The following is an 18,777-nucleotide window of genomic DNA, read 5'->3' as shown; positions in this document are numbered from 1 at the left end:
ATGAAGCGGTCACCGGCTGTTCTGGGGATGTTCGTGCTGGCGGCGTTCGCGCTGTCGTCCTGCTCGGACAGCAAGCCGGAAGCTGTTCCTACGCCTACGCCTACGACGTCGTCATCCGGTACGCCGTCGTCCGGTCCGTCGAGTGCGCCGATCCCGACCGCGTCGACGCCGACGCTGACCGCGTTGCCGACGCCGTCGAAGCCCTGGCCGACGCCGACCGTCACCGGTGCGCCGGAGAACGACGCCCCGCTCGCCGACCGGATCACGTTCGCGATCGCGAAACAGGCGCAGATCGCGGCCGGCAAGGCGGCCGCCACGACCGTGAAGTGCCCGGGGATCGACAAGGTCGAGACCGCCGGCAAGCACGAGCTGACCTGCACCGTGACGTACGCCGGGAAGCCGTACACCGGCACGCTGACCGTCGACGCCAAGCAGTACACGGCGTCGTACAAGTTCACCTCGGAGTCGGTCGCGATCGTTCGCGCCAAGGTCGTGGACGCGGTGCTGCGGACCGTGCAGGACGCCGCAAAGGTGACCTGCACGATGGACGATGTTGCCGTGGTCAAGCATTCCGATGCCGGGATCGCGTGTGACGTGACGACGACGGCGAACGCCGTACAGCCTTACAAAGCACAGGTTTCCGGTAACGGACAGGTGCTGGTGGCGAAGGCCTGATGTTGCAGCTCGGTGGTCTCACGATCGACACGCCCGTGGTGCTGGCGCCGATGGCCGGCATCACGAACGCGGCGTACCGGCGACTGTGCGCCGAGCAGGGCGCCGGGCTGTACGTGTGCGAGATGATCACGTCGCGCGGCATCGTCGAGGGTGACCAGAAGTCGCTCGACATGCTCACGTTCGACGCGCGCGAGACGGTGCGATCGGTGCAGCTGTACGGCGTCGACCCTGTCTACATCGGGCGCGCGGTGCAGATCCTGTGCGACTCCTACGGTGTCGCGCACATCGACCTGAACTTCGGCTGCCCGGTGCCGAAGGTGACGCGCAAGGGCGGCGGCGCCGCGCTGCCGTGGAAGCGGAACCTGCTCGGCGCGATCCTGCGCTCCGCGGTGCGGGCCGCGACACCGTACGGCGTACCGGTGACGATGAAGACCCGGATCGGGATCGACCACTCGCACCAGACCTATCTCGACGCCGGGCGGATCGCTGCGGACTCGGGTGCCGCGGCGATCGGGCTCCACGGGCGGACGGCGTCGCAGGCGTACTCCGGTCAGGCGGACTGGTCCACGATCGCCGCGCTGGTCGAGCACGTCGACATCCCGGTCCTCGGCAACGGTGACATCTGGGAAGCCGGGGACGCCCTGCGGATGGTCGCCGAGACCGGTTGTGCCGGGGTGATCGTCGGGCGTGGGTGTTTGGGGCGGCCGTGGTTGTTCCGCGATCTCGCGGTGGCGTTCGCCGGGGGAGAGGCGTTGAACCTGCCGACGCTCGGCGAGGTCGCCGACGTGATGCGCCGGCACGGCGAGCTGCTCGCGGAGCTGATGGGGGAGCAGCGCGGTCTGCGCGACTTCCGCAAACACGTCCCGTGGTACTTGAAGGGCTTCCCCGCCGGCGGCGAACTCCGCGCCGCGCTGGGCATGGTCGACTCGCTGGCGCGCCTGGACGAACTGCTCGCCCAGCTCGACCGCACCGTCCCATTCCCAGTAGCCGAACTAGGCGCCCCCCGAGGCCGCCAAGGCAGCCCCCGAGACCACATCGCCCTCCCCCAAGGCTGGCTGGACGACACCGACGGCCTAACCGCCAACCTAGCCGAAGCCGAACTAGGCATCTCCGGCGGCTAACCCCAGCCACCGTCCGCGAAAGGACACCGCTTCGCGGCGGCAGTTCCTTTTGGCCGCCTCCGGCGGAACGCCTACTGCACCACAGCCCGACCGCTCCGGCGGATCGAAGTGGCAAGCTCGACAGGACGTGTCGGGCAGCAAGGTAGTGCGCCTGAGCGTAAAGACGTCAGCGCGTACAACGTCTCTTTGGTGCACTACCTGTCGAGCTGCAGAACGCCCGGCTGAAAGAGGAGTCGGACCTGCCGTTGCGCTCCCACGGCAGCCTCGCGATGAACCGCGCCCTGATGGCCGCCGCCGGCTTCGACCTCGAACTCCTCGAGACCCGGACCCTCGACGGCAACACCCAAGAACTGATCTACCGCCCAAGCCTCCACACCTGAGCTAGGTCCTCGGCAGACGTCACTCGTATGGCGTGCTCGTCGGGGGTCGGTGGTTCGAAGTCGGCGAGGTGTTGGTCGAGTACGGCGTCCGTGACGTCCCGTCGGTGCGGATCAACCCGGTTATCCGCGCGGCGCCGGCGGACCGTCGCGTGGTCCACGTCCACGTAAACCAAGGTGAAACGCGCCCCGGCCGCCTCAGCCAGCGATCGCCAACCGTCCCGCAGGAAACGCGGTGAGCTGGTGTCGTCGACAACCACCGACGTCCCCGCCGCCAGCAACTGACGCACCTCGGTCGACGCGACCTCGTGCGTCCGGACCCATTCCTCAACCGGAATCCCGTCCCCACCCCACAGCCCGCGACGCTCGTTGATCTCGTCCAGACTCACGATCCGCGCCGACAACTCCGGCGCCAGCGCACGCGCGACCGTGCTCTTGCCGGAGAACGACGTCCCGCACAGCAGAACCAGCGATGGCACCCAATCATCCAACCGGATCCCGGTGTCGATCGTTCAGCGGGGGTTCTCGGAACGCCAGGTGATGTAGTCGGCGACTGCCTCGGGGAACGTGAAGGTGGGGGTGAAGCCGGTCTCCTTGGTCAGGCGCGTGATGTCGAGGTGCGGGCTGGTTTGGCCACCGGGCTCGACGGCCAGTTGGCCGGCCGCTTCGCCGTACACGAAGGGCCTGCCGCTGGAGACGTTGTAGGTGGTGTGGTTGAGGGTGTCCGCGCTGACGAGGGAAGCGATCGCGCGGCCCATGTCGGGCGCGTAGCACCAGTCGCCGCCGGCGTCGGCCGGCAGGGGAGTGGGAGTTTCGCCGCGGAGTACGGCGCTCACGTACGGCGGGATCGGGCTGAAGATGGACTCGGGGTCCATCAGCGGGCCCCAGGTCGAGCCGATCCGCAGTATGACGGGGTGAACTCCGGTGCCCTGCAAAGCGTGTGTGGTCAACGGTTCGACAGCCTTCTTGAACGCGACGATCAGGTGCGGCAACTCGGCCGAGGGCAGCGCGAGCCCTTCGTGCCAAGGGCTTTCGTCCTGCCCGATGTACACGCCGAGGCTGCTCGCCACCGCGAATCGCCGTACGCCCCACGCCCGCGCCGCGTCGAGCGCATTGAACAACCCGGTCGTATCGTCGCGGAAATACGCGACCGGATCATCACCCGGGATCGACCCGGACAGGTGCACGATGTCGCTGACGCCGTACCGCTCCCCGAGCGCGAGGAACGCGTCCCGGTCGGTGACGTCCAACGACTCCACCGCGACCTTCCCGTCGAGGAACGAGGGCACGGCACCCCGCCGATGCGAGGTGACGACAACCTCCCGCCCCAGGTCAACAAGCGCCCGAGCAGTATGCGCACCGATCATCCCCAGCCCACCGGTCACCAGAATCATGTCCACGACGCTACGAGCGCCGCGCCGCCCGCGTCTTGAACGAATCCCGCACGATCCCTTGACCTGACCCCTCGAATCGGGGGACCTTGGTCGGCATTGGATTTACGAATCACTTCCGAACGTAGTGCGTAAATGAAACCCGCCGTTCGTAAGGAGTGCCGTGGACATCGTGATCGGGGTCGTCACCCATGTGACCCACCACGAGCTGTTCCACGACGCCGCGCGGACGCTGGGCGGGGTGGATCTCGAGTGGGTCAGTTACGACCACGAGGACGAGATCCGCGACAAGGTCGCCGAGTTCCTGAGTACGACGCGACTCGACGGCTTCCTGGCCGGCCCGGTGCCGTACACCGCGAGCCAGGAACTCCTCCCGCCCGGGCTGCCGGTCGGCGTGATCCGCTCGTCGGCGCTCGACCTGACGCTCGCGCTCTACCGTGCGCAGGAACGCGGCTGGGGTCGTACGCCGGTCAGCATCGACACATTCCCGGCCGAGGCGGTCGAAGCGGTGGCCACCGCGCTGGACCTCGATCAGGACCAGATCGACTGCTTGCCCTACGCACCGACCCAGAGCGTCGACGAGATCGTGGCGTTCCACCAGGCCGCGTACGAGAGGTTCGGTGAGCGCAGTTACGTGATCAGCGTGCGCGCCGCCGTCCGCGAACAGCTGGCCGGCCGGATCCAGATCATGAGCGGTATGCCGGTACCGGCCACGATCCGTACCGAGCTGCACGAGCTCGCGCTGCGGATCGAGTCCGAGCGGGCCAGTGCGCAACGCTTCGCCGCGGGCGTCTTCCTGATCTCGGACGCGCCGGACGAGGAACGCGCCCGGATCGCGCTGATGAACCACCTGCACAACACCCCCGAGTTCGCCGGCGCCTGGATCGAGAACCGCGGGCGCCGCGGTGTCGTCGTCTTCGCCCACAAGGCGTTGTTCGAGCGCATCACCCGCAACTGGGTCGCCGTACCCGCACTGGCCGAGGCCGCCGCGGCGCTCGGTGCCCAGATCTCGGCCGGTTTCGGTGTCGGTGTCTCGGCCCGCAACTGCGTACTGCTCGCCGAGCAGGCGGCCGCGCGCGCCGAGCTCGCCGACGAACCGTGCGCGTACCTGTTCGAGGACAGCGGTGTCGTGATCGGCCCGATGGGACCGGCCGGCGAGGCGCTGCGGTTCTCGTACCGCGAGCACGGCGACGAGGTCGAACATCTCGCGAAGTACGTCGGTCTGAGCGCGACCACCGTCTCCCGGCTGGCCGCGCTGGACCACGAACTGCAAGGCCGCACGCTCTCGCCTGGAGAGCTTGCCGGTCATCTCGGCATCACGGACCAGAGCGGACGCCGCCTGATCCGGACTCTCGACGCAGGCGGCCTGGTGAGCGTCGAGGGCACCGCCCAGCACCACCCCAAAGGACGCCCGACGCGTCTGTACCGACTGCGCATCGCCCAAGCGTTGGAGGCACAACCATGGAGCTCACCCGCCGCCACATCCTCAAGCTGACCGGTCTCGGACTGGCCGGCCCTGCCCTGCTGTCCGCCTGCTCGAACGACTCCTCCTCGGGAGGTGGTTCCGGCGATGGCAGTGTGAAGTTCGAGGGCTGGGACTACGAGGCAGCACTGGTCCAGCAGAACCTCGACCGCTTCACCAAGACCAGCAACGTCAAGGTCAACTACACCCCGATCACGAGTGCGCAGTACGTCCAGAAGGTCGTCGCCGAGTTCACCGGCGGCGGCGGTCCCGACGCGCTCTACGTGTACGACGATTCGCTCGCGGCCTGGGTCGAGGGCGACTACCTGCAACCGCTCGACGGGATGGCCGGCGTCGACGAGGTCTACGACGCGATCTATCCCGGGAACGCCCAGGCGATGACGTACGGCGGGAAGCGGTACGGCCTCCCGTACTACACCGACGCGACGTGCCTGACGTACAACGCCGGAATCCTCGCCCAGGCAGGGATCTCGAAGCCGCCGGCCAGTCTCGAGGAGCTCGAGGCGCAGGCCCTGAAGATCAAGAACGCCGGCCTGCTGGAGTACCCGATCGGTCTGCCCGCGCAGTTGTCCGACACCTGGTGGTCCTGGGTGTGGGCGCTGCTGTTCGGCAGCGGCGGGAACATGTTCGACGACCAGCAGAACCCGATCATGAACACCTCGGACACGGTGACGAAGGACGTGTTCGCGTGGCTGCAGCAGGCCGCGACCAAGTCGAAGGTGATCGACCCGGCGTCGCTGCAACTGCTGCCGGTGCCGGTCGACAATGCGATGAAGGCGAACCGGTACGCGTACACGATCGGCGCCCGCTACGCGAGCCGTGACTACAACGACCCGGCCAAGTCCAAGGCCGCGGGCAAGATCCGGATGGGGCTGGTGCCGAGCCTGGACGGGAAGGAGCACGGGACCGTCAGCAATACCCGGATGTACGGCCTCGCGAAGGACACCGAGGTCAAGGACAACGCGTTCAAGCTGCTCACGTACCTCGGCGGGTACGACTCTGACAAGCAGCCGTATACGGCGAAGTTCTGGTTCCTGCAGCGTGGGCTGGGCTTTGCCTACAAAGCGATGGTCAACGATCCGACGATCACCGCGGCGCTGAAGAAGTTCGCCGATCCGAAGGTCTACACGCACCTGGCCGAGATCGCCAAGCCGCGCAACGTGCTCGGGGTGCCCTGGTACACCGAGTTCGAGACCGAGATGCACAAGGTCGTGCAGGGCGTGCTGAGCAACCAGACCCAGCCGTCGGCCGCGGTCGCGTCGCTCGCGCAGTCGGCCGAGACGCTCAAGAAGAAGTACTCCTGACGATGGCGGCCCTGACTGGCTTCGCCGAACGGCGACCGCTGGGCGACAACGCCAAGGCCTGGGCGCTGAACGCCCCGGCCATCGTGGTGATCGCCCTGCTGGTCGCCTATCCGATCGGGTACTCGTTCTACGTCAGCCTGCAGAAGAACAACCTGAAACGCCCGCGGGCCAAGCGATTCATCGGGTTCGACAACTACACCTCACTGCTCAGCGACCACGCGTTCCTGAACGCTTTGAAGGTGTCGGCGTTGTTCGTGGTGGTCGTGCTCGGGCTGACCGTCGTCCTCGCGCTGATCCTGGCGCTGGTGCTGAACGAGCGGTTCCGCGGCCGCGGTCTGCTGCTCAGCCTCGCTTTGTTGCCCTGGGCAATGCCCGGGGTGGTGAACGGCCTGATGTGGCGGACGATCTTCGACGCGAAGACCGGTGCGCTGAACGGTCTGCTGCAGCAACTCGGGCTGATCGACAGCTACCACGCGTGGCTGACATCCGGCACGGGGGCGTTCCTGTTCACGGCGCTCGCCCAGGTCTGGAACACGCTCCCGTTCTCGGTCATCATTCTGCTCGCCGGATTGTCGACAATCCCCTCGGAGCTGTACGACGCCGCGACGGTGGACCGCGCCGGCGCGTGGCGACGGTTCACCGAGGTGACCGTGCCCTGGCTCCTGCACCCGCTCCTCATCGTCCTCATCCTTGAGACGATGAACGCGTTCCGCGCGTTCGACACCATCTACGTCCTCACCGGCGGCGGCCCCGGTGACGCGACCACGACGATCGCCCTCCTGGACGTCCAAACCGTCCTCACCTTCACCGACTTCGGCCTCGGCAGTGCCTACGCCTGGGTGATCACCGCCATCACCCTCCTGATCTCCGTCGGCTACATCGGACTCCTGTACCGAAAGGGGAATTTTGAAGTATGAGCACCGTCGTGAATGTCCCGCTCCGGTACCGGATTCCGTGGAAGAAGATCGTGCTCTATGTGCTGGCGGTCGGGTTCGCGTTGTATCTGGTGCTGCCGTTCTACTGGATCGTCGCGATGAGTTTCATGCACGAGGTGGACGCGATCTCGGTGCCGCCACACTGGGTGCCGACGCATCCGACGCTGGAGAACTATCTCGGGTTCGTGCGGCCGAACGCGGCGCAGGAGCTCGTCGGCGGACGGGCCGTGTCGGAGACGCCGTACTCGTTGCGGAACAGCCTGGTCGTGGCGACCGCGACCGCCGTACTGAACCTCGCGCTGGCGACGTTCGCGGCGTACTCGTTCTCGCGGCTGAAGTTCCGGGGGAGTCAGGTGCTGCTCGTGCTGTACCTGCTGACCCGGATGGTGCCGGGGATCGCGATCATCATCCCGTTTTACCTGCTGATGCGGTCGTTCGGGCTGCTGGACACGTATCTCGCGCTGATCCTGTCGTACACGACGTTCGCGTTGCCGATCACGATCTGGATCCTGAAGGACTTCTTCCGGTCGGTGCCGCGGGAACTGGAGGAGGCGGCGCGCGTCGACCGGTGCGGATGGTTCCGGACGATGTGGACGGTGTTCCTGCCGGTCGCGGCGCCGGGGCTGGTCGCGGCCGCGGTGTTCGCGTTCATGACCGCGTGGAACGAGTTCATGTTCGCGCTCTTCCTGACCAGTACGAAGGCGGCGAAGACGATCCCGGTGGTGGCGGCGAACTTCGCCACCGACTTCAACACCCAGTTCACCGTGATGGCCGCGGCCGGTGTGCTCGCGGTCGTTCCACCTCTCGTGCTGGCCCTGCTGTTCCAGCGCAAGCTGGTGCAGGGCATGGCCGCCGGATCCGTGAAGGGCTGAGACAGATGGCTGAAGTGCGGTTGGAAGGCGTCACCAAGTCGTTCGGCGGCAAGGTGGCTGTCGACAATCTGAATCTCACGGTCGAGGACCAGGAGTTCCTCACGCTCGTCGGACCGTCCGGTTGTGGAAAGTCGACAACCCTACGAATGATCTGCGGGCTGGAGCGGGCCACCGAGGGGCACATCTTCTTCGACGGCAAACCGGTCAGCTGGCTGCCGGCGAACAAGCGGGACGTGTCGATGGTGTTCCAGAGCTACGCGCTCTACCCGCACAAGACCGTGCGGCAGAACATCGGGTTCGCGCTCAAGATGATGCGGGTGCCGAAGGCAACGATCTCGGAGCAGGTACTGCAGGCGGCCCGGACGCTGGACATCGAGGACCTGCTGGACCGCAAACCGCGGGAGCTGTCCGGCGGCCAGCGGCAACGAGTAGCGCTCGGCCGGGCGATCGTCCGCGACGCCGGCGCGTATCTGCTCGACGAGCCGCTGTCGAACCTCGACGCCCAGCTCCGGGTGCTGATGCGCGCGGAGATCAAGCGGCTGCACGTCGACGTCGCGCGGACGTTCATCTACGTCACGCACGACCAGGTCGAGGCGATGACGATGTCGGACCGAATCGCGGTGATGCGCGACGGCGTCGTCCAGCAGTGCGCGACACCGGAGGAGATCTACGAGCGTCCGGCGAACCGCTTCGTGGCCTCGTTCATGGGCTCACCCCCGATGAACTTCGTCACCGGCGAGCTCGCCGACGCCGACGGCACCCGAACCTTCCGCAGCCCCGCCCTCACCGTCCCGCTCACCGGCAGCTCGTTCGGTGCGGTGCAGAACGACCGACGGGTCGTCCTGGGAATCCGTCCCGAGGACGTCACGCTCTCCGCCGCCCCGGTCGCCGGCCACCACCCCGGAAAGGTCTTCGTAGCCGAACCGCTAGGCCCCGACGTCCTGGTCACCGTCCGCATCGAAGGCGAACTGATCAAAGCCCGAGTCCCGACCCCCTTCCGCCTCGGTCACGACAGCACGGTGTACGTCGGCTTCAACCCGAACCGCCTGCACCTGTTCGCCGCCGCCGACGGCACCGCACTCCACGCGCCCGAACGAGAGGAACGCTCTTGAGAGACCCCGAGAACGCCACCGTCGAGGTCGAACTCCCTGCCGACTTCGACGACTTCTGGGCCGCCGGCCTGGCGGACTGCGCCTCGTACCCGCTCGACCCGGTCCTGACCGAGATGCCGACGCTCTCCACAGACAAGGTGATTGTCTACGATCTACGCTTCACCAGCTACGGCGGTCTACGGATCGCCGCCTGGTACGCCGTCCCGCGCGCGGGCACCGCGCCGTACCCAGGCCTGGTGACGATCCCCGGCTACATCTCCGAGCCGACCGTCCCGAAGGAGTGGGCGGAACTCGGGTACGCCGCACTCGCGATCGCGCCACGCGGGAAGCTCCGCTCGAACGACGTGTTCAACCCCGGATACCCGGGTCTGCTGACGCATAACATCGTCGACCCCAACACGTACGGGTACCGCGGCTTCTACCTTGACGTGGTGCGCGCGGTCGAAGTACTGCTCGATCGTCCAGATGTCGACAATCTGCGGATCGGATTGCAGGGGTCCAGCCAGGGCGGTGGGCTCGGGATCTCCACGGCCGCGTTGCTCCCTGACGCGATCCGGTGCGTTGCGGCGGGAGCGCCGTACCTGTGCGGGATCATGACCGCGCCGACGCTGACCCGGTCGTACCCGTACGAGGAGATCAACGAGTACCTGCGGATCCATCCGAAGGACGTCGACCGGGTGCGGGAGACGGTCGCGTACTACGACGGTCTGAACTTCGCGCCGAAGGTACAGGCGCCGACCCTGATCTACCTGGGGCTCGAGGACGACGTCTGCCCGCCCGAGACCGGGTTCGCGTTGCACCGCACGCTGACGTGCGAGACGACGCTGCACACCTATCCGCACTGCGCGCACCACGCCGGCCTGCCAGACGTCATGCGTGTCGTGGAGGACTTCCTTGCCGAGCACCTCACCCCGGGACGGTGACCTGATGACCTTCGATGCCTACTGGGCCGCGGTCGACGAAGAACTCGCGGCGATCCCCGGCCGCCCGGTGCTGGACGTGGTCCCTGCGCGGACGACCGACGAGGCGACGTTCTACTCGGTGCGGCTCACCAGCACCGGGCCGTACCGCGTGTACGGGAATCTCAGTATCCCGAAGGGCGACGGCCCGTTTCCCGGACTGCTCGTCACGCCCCGGTACGGAAGTGTCAACAACATCCCGCACCCGAACGACCGGAGCCGGTACGTCGTCCTCAGCCTGATGCACCGCGGCCAGCGGCTCGCCGACGAGGGATTCGCCGCGGCGTACCCAGGATTGTTGACAATGCACATCGACGATCCGCAGACGTACATCTACCGGGGTATCGCGGCAGATTGTCTACGAGCGGCGGAGTTCTTGCTCGGGCTGACCGAGGTGGATCCGGCGCGAGCAGCGGTCACCGGTGACGATCTCGCGGTGCTGACCGCGGCGCGACGCCCCGGGTTCAGCACGGTCCGAGTGACGGATCTGCTGTTCTACCGCGCGATGGAAGCGCGGCTGAAGTCGTGCCTGTATCCGCTGGAGGAGCTGAACGACCATCTGCGCGGCGGATCGTCGACGAGTGCATTGTCGACAACCCTGTCGTACTTCGATCCGTCGCGGCACGCTCCCGCGGTCACCGGTCGGACGTTGCTCGCTGTCGACGATCCGGACTGGTGCGGGTCACTGCTATCGGCGTTGCCGGATCCGGAGGTCTACCAGGTCACCCACCTCGACGGGACCGACAACGACTTCCTCGACGCGTGGCTGGCGGATCGGTCCGGCGTACCTGCGATGTCGAAGTTCGTCGCATGACCGCACCACGTCGCCCGACCGCACCACTCGGCGTGCGACCGGTCATCAACGCCAACGCCACGGTCACGGTGCTCGGGGGATCGTTGATGCCGGCACCGGTCCTGCAGGCGATGAACGACGCCGCGGCACAGTTCGTCGACCTGCCCGAGCTGAACGAACGGGTGGGGGAGCGGCTCGCGGAGCTGACTCACAACGAGGCCGCGTACGTGACCTCCGGCGCCGCGGCCGCGATCTCGCTGACCGTTGCGGCCTGTATCACCACCGAGTCGCAGGCGTTCCCCGCCGACGCCGAGGTGGTGATGTTCGCGAGCCAGCGCAACGGCTACGACTACTCGGCCCGGCTCACGGGCGCTCGGATCGTCGAGATCGGCCCGTCGTATGACGAGTTGCGTACGGCGCTCGCGCGCAAGCCGGCGTGCGTGCTGTGGTTCGCGGGCGCGCACTACGCGGCGGGTGCGTTGCCGGTGGAGGAGGTGGTGCGGGGTGCGCGCGAGTTCGGCGTACCGGTGATTGTCGACGCGGCCGCACAGATCCCGCCGGTTGCGTCGCTGTGGCGGTTCACGCGGGACATCGGTGCGGATGCGGTGCTCGTGAGTGGCGGGAAGGGATTGCGCGGTCCGCAGGCGAGCGGGTTGGTGTTGGGGAAGCGGTGGCTCGTGGATCGGATCCGGGCGCACACCTCGCCGAAGCAGGAACTCGGGCGCGGGATGAAGGTGGGGAAGGAGGAACTGATGGGTCTCCTCGCCGCGGTCGAGTGGACGCTCGCGCAGGACGAGGACGAACTGTTGGCAACCTACGAACGGATTGTCGACGATTGGATTGTTGGCCTGCAGGGGGTGGTGACGGTCGAGCGCGGATACCCGAGCGAGGCCGGCCAACCCCACAGCCGCGCCGTACTCCGCCTCACCCGCGACCGCGACGAAGTGATCAAGGCGCTGTGGGACGGCGACCCGCGCATCGCCGTCGGCACCTTCGGCGTCCCCGACGACGCCATCGCCCTAAACCCCCAAACCCTTCAACCCGGCGAACCCGAGCTGGTCCTGGAAGCCCTCCTCAACCTCCTGACCCCCTAGCCCCAAACCCCACCCCACCGAGCCCAACCTCATCCTCGAAGCTCGACTCGGGCGCCTAGGCCGAACCACCTGATGCCCGGAGGAACGCCGCGACCGGGTCTCCCGCCAGCGGTGACGGGAGCTGCTGTTCGGCCGGGGCTAAGCTCGGGGGATGGCGAGTAAGCCGGATGAGACGCGGGGCGGGGTTGACCTGACCAATCTGGATCAGCCGTTGTTCGACGGGGCTGAGGCGCGGAAGCGGGATCTGGTCGACTACTTGGACGCTGTGCACGAGCGGATCGTGCCGGAGTTGCGGGAGCGGCCGTTGTCGGTCGTGCGGATCCGGCCGGGGCAGCCGAAGTTCATGCAGAAGAACGTGCCGAAGTACACGCCGGACTGGGTGAAGACCGTGCAGGTCTGGGCGGAGGCGTCGAAACGCGAGGTGTCGTACGCGTTGTGCGACGACCGCAGGACGCTGCTGTGGTTCGCGAACCAGCGCGCGGTGGAGTACCACCCGACGTTGATGCGCGCCGACCGCTGGGATCGCGTGACGCATCTCGTGCTCGACCTCGACCCGCCGGAGGGCGAGACGTTCGCGATGGCGGTGAAGGCGGCGTTGCTGGTACGGCAGGCGTTGACCGATTGCGGGTTGTCCGGCGCGGTGAAGACGAGCGGCGCGAAGGGCGTGCACGTGATCGTGCCGATTGTCGACACGGTGTCGATCGAGGACGCCGCGGCCGCCACGCGGGCGATCGCGGCGCGCGCCGAGAAGATCGATCCGTCGGTCGCGACCACGGCGTACATCAAGGAGGATCGGCACGGGAAGGTGTTTGTCGACTCCACGCGTTCGGGTGGTGCGACGGTGGTTGCGGCGTACAGTCCGCGGGTTCGGCCTGGTACGACGGTGTCGTTTCCGGTGGGCTGGGATGACTTGGAGAGCGTGACGCCGCGAGATTTCACGGTCCGTACCGCACCGGCGCTCCTCGGCCATCGCGACCCGTGGGCCGAGCAGTTGCCCGCGCCGCAGGCGATCCCGGAGGACGTCCTCGTGGAAGGCCGCGCCATCCCGGTCGCCCGCGTCGCAGCCATGCACGAAGGCAAACGCCGCAAACGCGCCCGCGAAGCCGAAGAACAGAAACAGTCCGACTGACGCCAGCCCGGGAACCCGGGGCAGACGCTCAAGTGCCGGCCCGTGGCTCACCCGGCCTAGGCGCCGCCTGCGGGTCAGCCGAGCCTGGGGGTTGGTTCTTCTTACTCTGTGGTGGTTGTCAGGTCGAGGGCGCGGCGGCGGGTGGCCGGGGATGGGTGGTTGCGGAGGGCAATTAATAGGGTGCGCCATTCGGTGGGCCAGCCGGCGCGAGGGGCTGCGGCGCTCACCAGGGCGTGGGCCAGTAGGCCGGAGGCGAGGTCGGGGGAGTGGGCGAGTGAATCGGCGACCGGCAGCAGGCCCGCGGGCGTCCAGGTCGACTCGGTTGCGGACAGCCGGCCGGCGACAAGCTCCGCGGCCTTCAACGCGGCCAACGGATCATCACCGACCAAGTCTCGGAGGTCTTCCGCCGACTGCGAGTGCACCAGCAACTGCAACCGGAGGTCCAGGAAGTCGGACCCGGCAAGTTCGTCGGCAACCACCCGCAGATGCCGGCGGTCCTCAGCCGACCGGCGGCTGAACTGCGAGGACAGCTGACTCACCAGAAACGTGAGCCGCTGCCGAGCCGGATGATCCCGATCCGGCAACGCGTTCGGCAGCTCAGGATTCGCCTCCGACCGCACCAGCAGCCGAGCAACGTCAATCACATCGTCCAGCCCAGCCGGCGCATCCGTGGCGACGAACGACACGAGCGCAGTGATCGCGTCCCGCCACACCCGGCTCCGCAGCGACAGCCGAGTGATGAAGTCCGCGCAGACCCTAGTAGCAGCCGGGTTGTACCGCGCCCACCCCCGCAGCGCGAGCAATGCCGGCCCCACAACCTCCGGCTCGCTACGAGTCGTCACAGCGATCAACAGGTCGGCGTACCGCGTCCGGTACCCCACAGGTACGTCGTACGCGCGCCGCACCGTCAACGCCGTCGCAGTAGCCGGAGAGTCATGCACTGCCTGCTCCAGCACCGCCCACGCAGCAGGGTCGTACAGCAGGTACTGCGACACAGTCCGCGCGATAGCAGCCCGCACGTCCCGATGCGCACCTGACCACGCTTCCGTCAGTACGGCGCTAGCTCCCGGAGCCCGTAGCTCGCCAAGCAGCCGCACCGCCTCCTTCCGCGACGTGACCTTCACGCGCTCACCAGACAGCACCGGCTGCAACAGCCCCGGCAGCAGACTGGGCCGTACGAACCGCGCTGCCCGGCTAGCCGCGTACACAGCGACCCGCGCCCGATCGTCACCCGCATGCGCGAGCAGCAACGGCATGGCGAGGTCAGGGCGCTCTGTCCACGCCAGGGCGGCCAGCGCGGCCTCCTGCAGCAGTACGTCGGAACTCCCGAGGAACTCGTCCAACGCAGCCCTGCCCACGACTGGTACGCGTCCAAGCGTCCTGATGGCCAGCGACCGGTACCAGGTGTGCATTCGGTCGTCACGGGCAGCTTGGACGAGCAGCTCGGCGTACCGGGCCTGCTGGCGCGGCAGCCAGCGCCGCAGCGCGTAGTCAGGCACCTGCCAGGACGTGCTGCTGCGGTCGAACCGGCGAATCCGATCCGCCGCGACGAGGACAGGGTCGAGCAGGTCGGTGTAGTGCTCGGTGACCAGCCACCACACTGGCTGCCAGCGGGCCATGGTGACGTCGCGGTCGACAATCTGACGAAGGCGGTCGTAGCGGGTCTGGGGCGGTTCCAGCCAGTACCGGGACGCCTGCTCGGACACGTACTCCTGGTCGGACCAGACCGCCTGCTCGAGCACACCCGCGAGATGATCCGACCACCACCGACGACGGCCCAGCGCTGCGGCGACCGTGAACGCCAGCGAGAACTCGTCACGCTTGGCTCCGGCCTCGATCGCGGGCCGGAGCGCCTCGTACACGTCGGCCTCGCGTCCGCGCGGCAGCCTGTCGATCAGCGGATCCAGGTCGATCCGGCCGCGGTTCTCCGACAGCCGCGAGTGTGCCTGCAAACCCCAGTCGAGCAGGGCGCCCAGGTGGCGCAACACGCCTTGTACGACGGCGTTCTCAGCCAGCTGCGTCAACGCGTGCCGTGTCGCCCACGACGTGTCCCGCGCTGCCAGCGCGTCGGTGAGCAGCGTGTCCAGTGACTCGGTCAGCGCATCGGTCAGCAGCGTCGGCGGCAGCTCCGCGACAGCCTGTAGTGCGTTGACCCGCACTGTGTCCTGGTCGTTCCGGATCCGCCCTGCCACCCACGTGACAGCCTGCACGACCTGCTCCGGCCGCCTGCCGTAACCAGCCGACCGGACGACCCCCTGGTAGACCGAGCTGCGCACTGCAGCGTCTGGATCGCTCACCTCCGCTGAGAGGAGTGCGAAGGCCTCGTCGAAGGGCAGATGACCAGTGATCGCACGCCGCCACCACCCGTCCTCAACAGCAGGTAACGCGAGCATCCGACGTGCCTGCTCAACGCGCACCGCGTGCGGCAGCACCTGCAGGAGCTCCGTACTCAGCTGTGCCTGCCCGAGATCGACGTACTGCGTCACAGCCGCGAAAACCACCGCCCGCCGCGACGGCTCCAGGGTGTCGAGGAAGGAGGCGAGCTGCGGCCACAGGACTCGTCCGAGAGCGATGAGCTCGTCATCGGAGTACCTGTGCAGGCGACGCCGGAACGCCGGGGTCAGCGCCCGCGTCACCGCGCTGCGCCGGTCAGGTGCGAGCAGCAGGTCCAGTACGCCTGCCTGGTCCCGATCAGTGAGCGGACCGATGATGTCGAGCACTGCGACGGGGAGCTCGTGCGCAGGCACCGCCTGCTTGATCAGCTCGAGCACAGCGTCCGGAGCATGCTCTAGCGAAGCAGTGACGCCGTGGCCGACGCTCTGCCACCACTCGTCATTCGCAGGGAGCGTCTGACGAGCAAACGCCAGTACTTCGTCCGGATGATGCTTGGCGAGCTGACGCCACCCGCCGGGCGTCACGCAGTACGCCAGCTCGGGCAGCAGCCGCGCCACGGTCGCGTGATCGGTGGCGTCGAGCAGACCGGTCGCCGCCACGTCACCCCACCGCGCCCGGTGCTCGTCGATCAGCCGTACGGCGAGGTGCTCGCGCCGCTGTCGACGTACGAGGGCCACCAGCTTCGAGCGCAGTGCAGCAGGCGCGTCGTCGTACACGATCCGCAGGTCGTCGTCCGCGATCGGCACGCCACGACGGACCGCCGCGAGCGCCCGGTTCTGGACGGACGGATCCGGGTCTCGAAGCATGCGGCCGACGTACGACGTCTCGCGGGTGATCTCGGCGATCTGGAGTCCCAGAACGCGCTCGAAGGCAGTACCTCGACCCAGCTCGCCGAGGAGACTCACCAACTGCGGCGCCTGGTCGGCGAGCAGGCGTACGCGCTGTCCGTACGAGAGTCCGTCGATCGATCGCAGCAGCTCGGGCAGACGCATGGCCCCATCCTGCCCAATGGGTGGTGTCAGCTCTTCAGCGAGGCGTCCAGGATCATCGTCGCGGCCTCCCGGGCGCGGACCGCGGGGTCGGCCGTCCCGGAGATGGCGGACCGGGTGATGGCGCCTTCGCTGAGCAGGATGAGGTGGTCCGCGAGGCGATCCGGATCGACGGCGCCGGCGGCCTTCGACAACTCGGTCAACGCCTGGCGGAAGCCTTCCTTGTGCTGCGAAGCCAAATCCGCCACCCGGGGCGAGACAGTGCCGAGCTCACCGAACGAGTTGATGAACGCGCAGCCCCGGTAGTCGCGCTGCTGGAACCAGTCGGAGAGGAAGTCGAACACCGCGAGGATCCGCGAGCGCGGGTCGGTCGCGGCGTCGACGTGCTCGGCGAGCATCGACTTCCAGAGCGCGTCCCGGCGGTCCAGGTACGCCTCGATCAGGGTGTCCTTGGACGGGAACAGCTGGTAGAGCCGCTTCAGCGACACCCCGGACGCCGCCCGGATCGCGTCCATCCCGACCGCCTGCACGCCGCGCTCGTAGAACAGCGCGTCCGCCGCGTCCAGCACCTGCTGCTGCGCCGTCGCCGTGTCCAGCACCATCTGGTGAACCTCCCGCGTGACCCGCGCCACCTTGCGCGGAGAACCATCGTTCTCCTACAGTAGCAAACACCGCGGAGAACGAACGTTCTCCGATCCTGAAGGAGGATGCAGATGACCGTTCTCGAGCCCGCCGCCCAGGCCTTCGCCGACGCGACCGCGAAGCCGCCGTACCTGTTCCAGCTGACCCCCGAAGAGGGCCGCAAGGCCGTCGACGAGGTGCAGACCACCGACTACCCGAAGCTCCCGGTCGACGAGGAGTGGGTGACCGCCGCGGACGGCACCAAGGCCCGCATCGTCAAGCCGCAGGGCGCGACCGGCGTACTGCCCGTCATCCTCTACATTCACGGCGCGGGCTGGGTGTTCGGCAACGCGCACACGCACGACCGGCTGGTGCGTGAGCTCGCCGTCGGCGCGGGCGCCGCGGTGGTGTTCCCGGAGTACGACCTGTCGCCGGAGGTGCGGTACCCGCACGCGCTCGAGCAGAACTATGCGGTCGCCCGCTGGATCATTGCCTCAGGCAAGGAGCACGGTCTGGACGCGGAGCGGCTGGCGATCGCCGGCGACTCGGTCGGCGGGAACATGACGGCCGCCGTGACGCTGCTCGCGAAGGAGCGCGGGGACGTGAAGTTCGTCCAGCAGGTGCTGTTCTACCCGGTCACGGACGCTTCGTTCGACACGGCGTCGTACAAGGAGTTCGGCGAGGGGTACTTCCTGCAGCTGGACGGGATGAAGTGGTTCTGGGACCAGTACACGACCGACGAGAACGAGCGGAACCAGATCACCGCGTCGCCGCTGCGGGCGACGACCGAGCAGCTGACGGGCCTGCCGCCGGCGCTGGTCATCACTGGTCAGGCCGACGTACTGCGGGACGAGGGCGAGGCGTACGCCGCCAAGCTGCTCGAGGCCGGTGTACCGACGACCGCGGTCCGGTTCGCGGCGATCATCCACGACTTCGTGATGCTGGACGCGCTGCGCGACACGCACGCCGCGAACGCCGCGATCGAACTCGCGATCTCGACGCTGAAGAAGGCGCTCAGCGAATAGCGTCGAAGATCGCGTCGACGACCTCGCCGAGTGAACGCGCGGTGGTGTCGATGACCGTCCCTGGAGGTACGCCGTCCCGGGTGGCGTGCAGGCGGACGATGAATTCCTTCTCCTCGTCGTTCCCGCCCCAGTCGTCGGCTTCGCGAGCGACCAGCCGCTGCTTGAGGGTTTCGGTGTCCACATCCAGCACGATGACCTGGTCGAACACGTCCAGGAACTTGGTGAAGTTCCTGGAACCGCCACAGAAGAAGGCGATCTCGTTGGTGGTGTCCGCGGCGATCTCCCGGACCTTGGCGACGTCCCAGATGTGGTTGTAGTGGTTGTGGACCTCGACGCGTTCGCCGGTATCCGGATCGCCCGCGTAGGCGAGTTCGTTGTCGCCGTCAACGGCTTGATAGCCGCGCTTCCGAAGCTCTCGGCACACCGAACTCTTACCGGTGCCGGAACCGCCCTCGACAAGGTAGTTACGTTTCGCCATGCGCTTCACCGTAGCGAGAAGCGCC

17 protein-coding genes are annotated in these 18,777 nt (G+C 67.7%); 12 read left to right on the top strand and 5 right to left on the bottom strand.

Translation table 11 applies throughout. The annotated features are described in order from the left end of the window. Both E0H92_RS19075 and dusB read left to right on the top strand, forming a co-directional pair. Positions 1 to 675: a hypothetical protein gene (locus E0H92_RS19075; protein WP_131497129.1), complete on the top strand. Its 675-nt coding sequence runs from the start codon at positions 1 to 3 to the stop codon at positions 673 to 675. Beyond that, positions 675 to 1,796, top strand: coding sequence for a tRNA dihydrouridine synthase DusB (gene dusB / locus E0H92_RS19070; RefSeq protein ID WP_131497128.1), 1,122 nt, complete (start codon positions 675 to 677; stop codon positions 1,794 to 1,796). Before E0H92_RS19075 ends, dusB begins: the two co-directional genes overlap by 1 nt. A gap of 355 nt (positions 1,797 to 2,151) precedes the next feature. Here dusB and E0H92_RS19060 read toward each other — a convergent pair whose 3' ends face one another. Both E0H92_RS19060 and E0H92_RS19055 read right to left on the bottom strand, forming a co-directional pair. After that, positions 2,152 to 2,652 (bottom strand): P-loop nucleotide/nucleoside kinase family protein, encoded by a 501-nt coding sequence (locus E0H92_RS19060; RefSeq protein WP_202873686.1) that lies wholly within the window; start codon positions 2,650 to 2,652, stop codon positions 2,152 to 2,154. A gap of 33 nt (positions 2,653 to 2,685) precedes the next feature. Beyond that, positions 2,686 to 3,567 carry an NAD-dependent epimerase/dehydratase family protein gene (locus E0H92_RS19055; RefSeq protein ID WP_131497126.1) on the bottom strand — a complete coding sequence of 294 codons (882 nt, stop codon included), beginning with the start codon at positions 3,565 to 3,567 and terminating at the stop codon, positions 2,686 to 2,688. Positions 3,568 to 3,727: 160 nt separating this feature from the next. Between E0H92_RS19055 and E0H92_RS19050 the strand changes: the two genes are divergently transcribed. From E0H92_RS19050 to ligD, 9 genes are all read left to right on the top strand, one after another. Continuing rightward, on the top strand, positions 3,728 to 5,059 hold the full coding sequence (locus E0H92_RS19050; protein WP_202873685.1) for a hypothetical protein: 1,332 nt from the start codon (positions 3,728 to 3,730) through the stop codon (positions 5,057 to 5,059). Beyond that, the gene (locus E0H92_RS19045; protein ID WP_131497125.1) at positions 5,026 to 6,351 is read left to right on the top strand and encodes an extracellular solute-binding protein; all 1,326 of its coding nucleotides are present in this window, start codon (positions 5,026 to 5,028) and stop codon (positions 6,349 to 6,351) included. The genes E0H92_RS19050 and E0H92_RS19045 overlap by 34 nt, the downstream gene beginning before the upstream one ends. Positions 6,352 to 6,353: 2 nt before the next feature. After that, on the top strand, positions 6,354 to 7,268 hold the full coding sequence (locus tag E0H92_RS19040; protein ID WP_131497124.1) for a carbohydrate ABC transporter permease: 915 nt from the start codon (positions 6,354 to 6,356) through the stop codon (positions 7,266 to 7,268). Continuing rightward, positions 7,265 to 8,158, top strand: coding sequence for a carbohydrate ABC transporter permease (locus E0H92_RS19035; protein WP_131497123.1), 894 nt, complete (start codon positions 7,265 to 7,267; stop codon positions 8,156 to 8,158). The genes E0H92_RS19040 and E0H92_RS19035 overlap by 4 nt, the downstream gene beginning before the upstream one ends. A gap of 5 nt (positions 8,159 to 8,163) precedes the next feature. Further along, positions 8,164 to 9,270, top strand: a complete 1,107-nt coding sequence (locus E0H92_RS19030; RefSeq protein WP_131497122.1) for an ABC transporter ATP-binding protein — start codon at positions 8,164 to 8,166, stop codon at positions 9,268 to 9,270. Further along, a complete protein-coding gene (locus tag E0H92_RS19025) occupies positions 9,267 to 10,193 on the top strand; it encodes an acetylxylan esterase (protein WP_131497121.1) in 927 nt (308 codons plus the stop codon). The genes E0H92_RS19030 and E0H92_RS19025 overlap by 4 nt, the downstream gene beginning before the upstream one ends. A gap of 4 nt (positions 10,194 to 10,197) precedes the next feature. After that, positions 10,198 to 11,043, top strand: a complete 846-nt coding sequence (locus E0H92_RS19020; protein WP_131497120.1) for an acetylxylan esterase — start codon at positions 10,198 to 10,200, stop codon at positions 11,041 to 11,043. Continuing rightward, positions 11,040 to 12,116, top strand: a complete 1,077-nt coding sequence (locus E0H92_RS19015) for a hypothetical protein (RefSeq protein ID WP_131497119.1) — start codon at positions 11,040 to 11,042, stop codon at positions 12,114 to 12,116. Before E0H92_RS19020 ends, E0H92_RS19015 begins: the two co-directional genes overlap by 4 nt. Positions 12,117 to 12,267: 151 nt before the next feature. Continuing rightward, complete coding sequence (ligD, locus tag E0H92_RS19010; protein ID WP_131497118.1) at positions 12,268 to 13,245, top strand: non-homologous end-joining DNA ligase; 978 nt, start codon at positions 12,268 to 12,270, stop codon at positions 13,243 to 13,245. Positions 13,246 to 13,346: 101 nt separating this feature from the next. On the opposite strand, the gene E0H92_RS19005 is transcribed toward ligD, so the two are convergent. Next, complete coding sequence (locus tag E0H92_RS19005) at positions 13,347 to 16,631, bottom strand: HEAT repeat domain-containing protein (RefSeq protein WP_131497117.1); 3,285 nt, start codon at positions 16,629 to 16,631, stop codon at positions 13,347 to 13,349. Positions 16,632 to 16,657: 26 nt separating this feature from the next. After that, on the bottom strand, positions 16,658 to 17,230 hold the full coding sequence (locus E0H92_RS19000; RefSeq protein ID WP_131497116.1) for a TetR/AcrR family transcriptional regulator: 573 nt from the start codon (positions 17,228 to 17,230) through the stop codon (positions 16,658 to 16,660). 111 nt (positions 17,231 to 17,341) lie between these two features. Here E0H92_RS19000 and E0H92_RS18995 point away from each other — a divergent pair, with 111 nt between their 5' ends. Next, positions 17,342 to 18,274: an alpha/beta hydrolase gene (locus E0H92_RS18995; protein WP_131497115.1), complete on the top strand. Its 933-nt coding sequence runs from the start codon at positions 17,342 to 17,344 to the stop codon at positions 18,272 to 18,274. On the opposite strand, the gene E0H92_RS18990 is transcribed toward E0H92_RS18995, so the two are convergent. After that, positions 18,264 to 18,752: an AAA family ATPase gene (locus E0H92_RS18990; protein ID WP_131497114.1), complete on the bottom strand. Its 489-nt coding sequence runs from the start codon at positions 18,750 to 18,752 to the stop codon at positions 18,264 to 18,266. The genes E0H92_RS18995 and E0H92_RS18990 overlap by 11 nt on opposite strands. Positions 18,753 to 18,777: the final 25 nt, after the last annotated feature.

Source organism: Kribbella speibonae, assembly GCF_004331375.1.
GTDB classification, from domain to species: domain Bacteria; phylum Actinomycetota; class Actinomycetes; order Propionibacteriales; family Kribbellaceae; genus Kribbella; species Kribbella sindirgiensis.
Note: the sequence above shows the minus strand (reverse complement) of the source record. Positions and strands in the feature narration are given on the sequence as shown.